Origin of the sequence: Sphingomonas sp. DC4900 (assembly GCF_049896485.1) — a bacterium.
Taxonomy (GTDB): domain Bacteria; phylum Pseudomonadota; class Alphaproteobacteria; order Sphingomonadales; family Sphingomonadaceae; genus Sphingomonas; species Sphingomonas aquatilis.
Map to the genome: position 1 here is coordinate 1 of NZ_JAFCUK010000034.1, position 4,964 is coordinate 4,964.

General features: G+C 62.4%; 6 protein-coding genes. 4 read left to right on the top strand and 2 right to left on the bottom strand.

Translation table 11 applies throughout. From position 1 onward, the window contains the following. Positions 1-95: 95 nt before the first annotated feature. From ACP690_RS17935 to ACP690_RS17945, 3 genes are all read left to right on the top strand, one after another. The gene (locus ACP690_RS17935) at positions 96-1,451 is read left to right on the top strand and encodes an IS1380-like element ISKpn23 family transposase (protein ID WP_003168745.1); all 1,356 of its coding nucleotides are present in this window, start codon (positions 96-98) and stop codon (positions 1,449-1,451) included. Positions 1,452-1,702: 251 nt separating this feature from the next. Continuing rightward, a complete protein-coding gene (locus ACP690_RS17940; RefSeq protein ID WP_037567432.1) occupies positions 1,703-2,101 on the top strand; it encodes a VOC family protein in 399 nt (132 codons plus the stop codon). Between the two features lie 420 nt (positions 2,102-2,521). Then, positions 2,522-3,697: a zinc-dependent alcohol dehydrogenase gene (locus ACP690_RS17945; protein ID WP_007406891.1), complete on the top strand. Its 1,176-nt coding sequence runs from the start codon at positions 2,522-2,524 to the stop codon at positions 3,695-3,697. Positions 3,698-3,839: 142 nt separating this feature from the next. Here ACP690_RS17945 and ACP690_RS17950 read toward each other — a convergent pair whose 3' ends face one another. After that, complete coding sequence (locus ACP690_RS17950; RefSeq protein WP_113667992.1) at positions 3,840-4,070, bottom strand: EAL domain-containing protein; 231 nt, start codon at positions 4,068-4,070, stop codon at positions 3,840-3,842. A gap of 11 nt (positions 4,071-4,081) precedes the next feature. Between ACP690_RS17950 and ACP690_RS17955 the strand changes: the two genes are divergently transcribed. After that, positions 4,082-4,279, top strand: coding sequence for a hypothetical protein (locus tag ACP690_RS17955; RefSeq protein ID WP_007406878.1), 198 nt, complete (start codon positions 4,082-4,084; stop codon positions 4,277-4,279). 238 nt (positions 4,280-4,517) lie between these two features. Here the strand turns inward: ACP690_RS17955 and ACP690_RS17960 are convergent. Then, positions 4,518-4,964: ABC transporter permease (locus ACP690_RS17960; protein WP_426261890.1), on the bottom strand; the 447-nt coding region annotated here is incomplete at its 5' end.

Below are 4,964 nucleotides of genomic sequence, written 5' to 3' on the forward strand. Positions count from 1 at the left end.
CCCCACATTCCCCAAGTAAATCGCTGATTTTGCTGTCAGGATCTCAATATTTCCGATATAAATCATGGTGTTGATGGCCGTGAGGGGCGCGTTTGATGGATCACCCAGAGGGTGCGGGTTCGAAGCGGGCAGATCGGGTCGAGTTCGACCGCCGGGTGCATGTGGAGTTCCGAGGTGCGCAGCTCAGTTCCGACGGCGGCCTGCTGGTGATGCGCGAGCTGGATGACGCGCTCGGGCTGTCCGATCTGGCGGCAAAAGCATTGCGCGACACCCGGCGCGGCAAGAACACGGTCCACCGGCTTGACGGGTTGTTCCGGCAATCGGTGTTCGGGCGACTGGCCGGATACGAGGATGTGAACGACGCCGACCGCCTGGCCCTCGATCCGGTGATGCGCCAGGTCGTGGGTGGAAGGGCTGTCGATGCGCAAGCGGCCTCGGCCTCGCAGATGGGACGGTTCGAGACCGAGACACTGGCACAGCCCGAGAACCGTGCCGCGCTGGCCGACCTGAATGGCCAATGGATCGACCGGTTCCATGACCGTAACGGGCTGAAGTACATCGTTCTGGACATGGACAGTTCGGTCAGCCCCACCCATGGCGATCAGGAGGGCGCGGCCTGGAACGGGCATTTCGACTGCACCTGCTATCACCCGAACTTTTTGTTCAACCAGTTCGGCATGCTGGAGCGCTGCGCCTTGCGCCATGGCAACGTCCACAGCGCCGATGGCTGGCGGGACGTTCTCGACCCCGTCATCGCCCGCTACGCGGAGCGCGACCTTTGCGGCCGGTTCTTCCGGGCTGACGCCGCCTACGCGATCCCCGCGATCTATGAGCGGCTGGAAGAAGCCCGATTCTTCTACGCCATCCGGCTGCCTGCGAACAACGTCCTGCGCGAGAAGATCGCGCATCGGCTGACGCGCCCTGTCGGGCGACCTTCGCTGACCAAGGTCAAGCGCTTCTACGAAGACTTCGAGTATCAGGCGGCATCCTGGGACAAGGAACGCCGGGTGATCGCCAAGATCGAATGGCATCCGGGCGAACTGTTCCCGCGTGTCGGCTTCATCGTCACCAACCTGCCGATGGAGCCCGACTGGGTGGTGCGGTTCTATAACCAGCGCGGCACCGCCGAGCAGCACATCAAGGAAGGTAAATATGCCTTCCACTGGACGCGGCTGTCATGCCGGAAGTTCCGCGACAATGAGGTGCGACTGCAACTGCATGCGCTGGCCTACAACCTGGCCATCTTCTTGCGCTGCATCGAGTTGCCCGAGACGATGGCCGACTGGTCGTTGACCAGCCTGCAACTGAAGCTGATCAAGATCGGGGCACGTGTCGTCCGCCATGCCCGCGCCATCACCTTCCAGCTGGCCGAGGTGGCCGTCACCGGTCCGATGGTCCGCGCCATCCTCGCCGCCATCCGCCGATTGCGAGCGCCTCCGCTATGCGCATGACCGCCATCCACGCCCAAACTGAACGAAAACGGCAGGATGGGTCTGTCCGCTGCGCTGAAAAACACCGCCACCAGGGCACAACACGGCGGCTTCGCGGGCCGATCTGCCCTGTCTCAGCGCCTTGCGCGCCCGACGACGCCGCTCGGGACGGAAAATGATTGTCCTGCGGTCGGATTCAGGCGAAACTCACGTCAGACGGCATGCCACTTGGGGAATGTATGTCAAAGATACCCTCTGCAGGAGAGAATGAAGTGCTGTTTCACACGATGGTTGGATCGAACGACATTGAACGATCAAAGCGCTTCTATGACACGGTGCTTGGCACCCTGGGCGTGGGAGAAGCGACGCTGAACATTGCCGACAGCGGCCATACCCGGCTCATCTACAATAATGGCAACGGGACCAACTTCATCGTCAGCCAGCCGATCAACGACGAACCGGCGACCGTGGCGAACGGCAGCACCGTCGCCTTTGCGTGCAACTCGCCGGAGCAGGTGAAGCAGTTCCACGATATCGCGGTCGCCAATGGCGGCACCTCGATCGAAGCTCCGCCCGGCCCGCGTCACACGGCGTCGATGGGCACCATCGAACTGGCCTATGTCCGCGATCCCGACGGCAACAAGCTCTGCGGGATTCATTTCCCCAAATAATCGGGATTATCCCATATTCACTCAGATACGCTGCGCGTCTTTACCACGGACGGGCAGCGTATCCGATTTCAAATGGGGCGCGGGACACAGTCGTGTATTGGGCGATCCGCACTATGCGTCCTTTGCCCTGGCCGACCATGCCGTACGCTCAGGGCGGAAGACGCGCAGACGCGCAGCCTGTGGGAACCTGTCACCATCGTGTCGGCCGGCTGCACGGCCTGGGCGACCCACTTCATTATCTTGCTGGCTTTCGAGCCGGGCATGCCGTCTGCGTTCAACCCGCTGGCCGTACGGCCGTTTTACGGCCGCTCGTTGATGTAAACGAATCAAATAGACGGGGACCCATGCCGCGGCTCAAGGCGTTGAGCGTCATAGACATGGCCCTGACGACAGGGACATCCACTCAGATGAGGAAACGACATGCGCGCACTATGCTGGCACGGTAAGGGCGATGTCCGTGTCGACACCGTCGCGGATCCCGAGATCAAGCACCCGCGCGATGCGATCATCAAAGTAACCGCCTGCGCGATCTGCGGGTCGGACCTTCACCTGCTGGATGGCTACCAGCCCACCATGGAGGCCGGCGACATCCTCGGCCACGAGAACATGGGCGAGGTCGTGGCGCTCGGGTCCGAGGTCACCAACCTCAAGATCGGGGACCGGGTAGTGGTGCCGTTCACCATCAGCTGTGGCGAGTGCTGGTTCTGCAAAAAAGGTCTGTTTGCGGCCTGTGATCAAACCAATCCGAACGCCGAAATGGCCGCCAAAGCGATGGGCCATTCGCCCGCCGGGCTGTTCGGCTTCAGCCACATGCTGGGCGGCTACTGCGGCGGCCAGGCTGAGTATCTTCGCGTGCCGATGGCGGATGTCGGTCCGATCAAGATACCCGACAACGTTACCGATGAGCAGGCCCTCTTCCTATCGGATATCTTCCCGACCGGCTACATGGCCGCCGAGAATGCGCAGATCGAGCATGGCGACACCGTCGCGATCTGGGGCTGCGGTCCGGTCGGCCAGTTCGCCATCCGCTCCGCGCTGATGATGGGCGCCGGCCGCGTGATCGCGATCGACGAGGTGCCCGAGCGACTCGCCATGGCGGAGGCCGGTGGCGCTGAGACAATTAACTTCGCCGAAACCGATGTCTATGACGAGCTGCAGGCGCGAACCAAGGGCCGGGGCCCCGACAGCTGCATCGATGCTGTCGGCTGCGAGGCGGCCGCGCACGGGGCGGCGGACGCGGTCATGGACAAGGTGAAGGCAAGCATGATGCTCGCCACTGATCGCGTCCACGTCCTGCGGCAGGCGATCATGAGCTGCCGCAAGGGCGGCACGGTCTCCGTGCCCGGCGTCTACGTCGGGATGGGTGACAAGCTTCCGATCGGTGCAGCGATGAACAAAGGACTAACGATCAAGCTTGGGCAGACCCACGTGCAACGTTACACCAAGCCGCTACTGGATAAGATCGTCGCGGGCGAGATCGATCCCAGCTTTGTGATCACGCATCCGGCCAGTCTTGAGGACGCGCCCGAGATGTACGCGAAGTTCCGTGACAAGCAGGAAGGTGTAATCAAGGTTGTCATGCGGCCGCACGGCTGATTAGCGGAACAACCGGGAACAGGACGCTCATCGATGCCGATCGCCGCCGCCGCTGTGGATTATGTTCAGCGGCGGTGTCGATCAGCTTGCAACCAAGTATGTCGGCAGATCTAGGTGTCAGTCAGGCTGCAACGGATGATTCTTACGGAGAGGCAACGAGCCATAGCCGCAGCGCTTCTTCCTCCATCGGACGGGCAAAATAGTAACCCTGCGCCTCCTCACATTCCAACTCGGCCAGGATCGCCGCGGCTGCGGCGGTCTCGACGCCCTCGGCAACGACCCGGTAGCCGAGATCGTGCGACAGCGTGATCATCGATCGGACAAGCGCCTGTCCACGCTCGTCATCGGCCAGATCTCGAAACGAACGACTGATCGATCGGGCTGGTGCCCACCATCGCGGTCGCGCCGATCGGACATACCGCGACGTTCCTGACCGTGGTGTCCATGGCGGCGCTCGGGCTCGGGGTCGATATCCGCACCGTCGCCAAGGCTGGCGGACGGGTCACGCTGGCGGTGGTGCTGTCGCTCCTCTGCTTGGGCGGAATCAGCCTGATGCTGATTTGCATGTTGAAGCTGTCGTGAGGGGCGGCGCGAAGGGCGTGAAGTTTGGCTTTTCCAGTTTGGCCGCTTACACCTCACCCGATCAACACCTTCTCTCTCGAAGGTGGTGGTGGGACACCCTTGAGGCACTTGCACGCTGCCAAGGTCGTCTGTGAAAAGGGGACGCCGGCGTATTTCGGCAATTGGTACCGCTCCGTCGCCTGTGTTTCGTGGCGGGGCGGTATCCGAACTCATCGGCTGCGTAACAACATACAACCGATCAGCCCGCCGCATCGCTGGTCGGATCCTCGCGTCCGGCATGCGATCGACCGAAGCACCAGATCGCCCCGTATCCGATCATCAACCCGATCAGGACCAACAGCGGGGTGGCGGCTTCAGCGATCGAAGCACCCATCTGGTTGAAGCGAATGAACAGGTGCATGGCGGCCGTAGCCGGCGAGAACCAGGCGATCGCCGCTAGCCAGCCCGGCATCTCATCGAGCGGCCATGCGAAGCCGGCCAGGAAGACGAGCGGCACCGAGGTCGGCATCAGGAGCTTCAACGTATCGTCGCCGCTGCGGAACAGGCTTCCCGCGACGAGGCCGAGAGCTGTGGATCGGCGTGGAAAAGGGACCCCGTTAGCGGGGTGATCGGCGTCGAAAAGGGACCCCTCATCCTGGTGTTCTAGGCTGTTCGCTTGGCGGTGTGTCAGGCGGCGAGATCGGGA

Excerpts from the sequence above, each read along its gene's own strand:
- ACP690_RS17935 (WP_003168745.1), top strand. The coding sequence starts at position 96 with ATGGATCACCCAGAGGGTGCGGGTTCGAAGCGGGCAGATCGGGTCGAG.
- ACP690_RS17945 (WP_007406891.1), top strand. The coding sequence starts at position 2,522 with ATGCGCGCACTATGCTGGCACGGTAAGGGCGATGTCCGTGTCGACACC.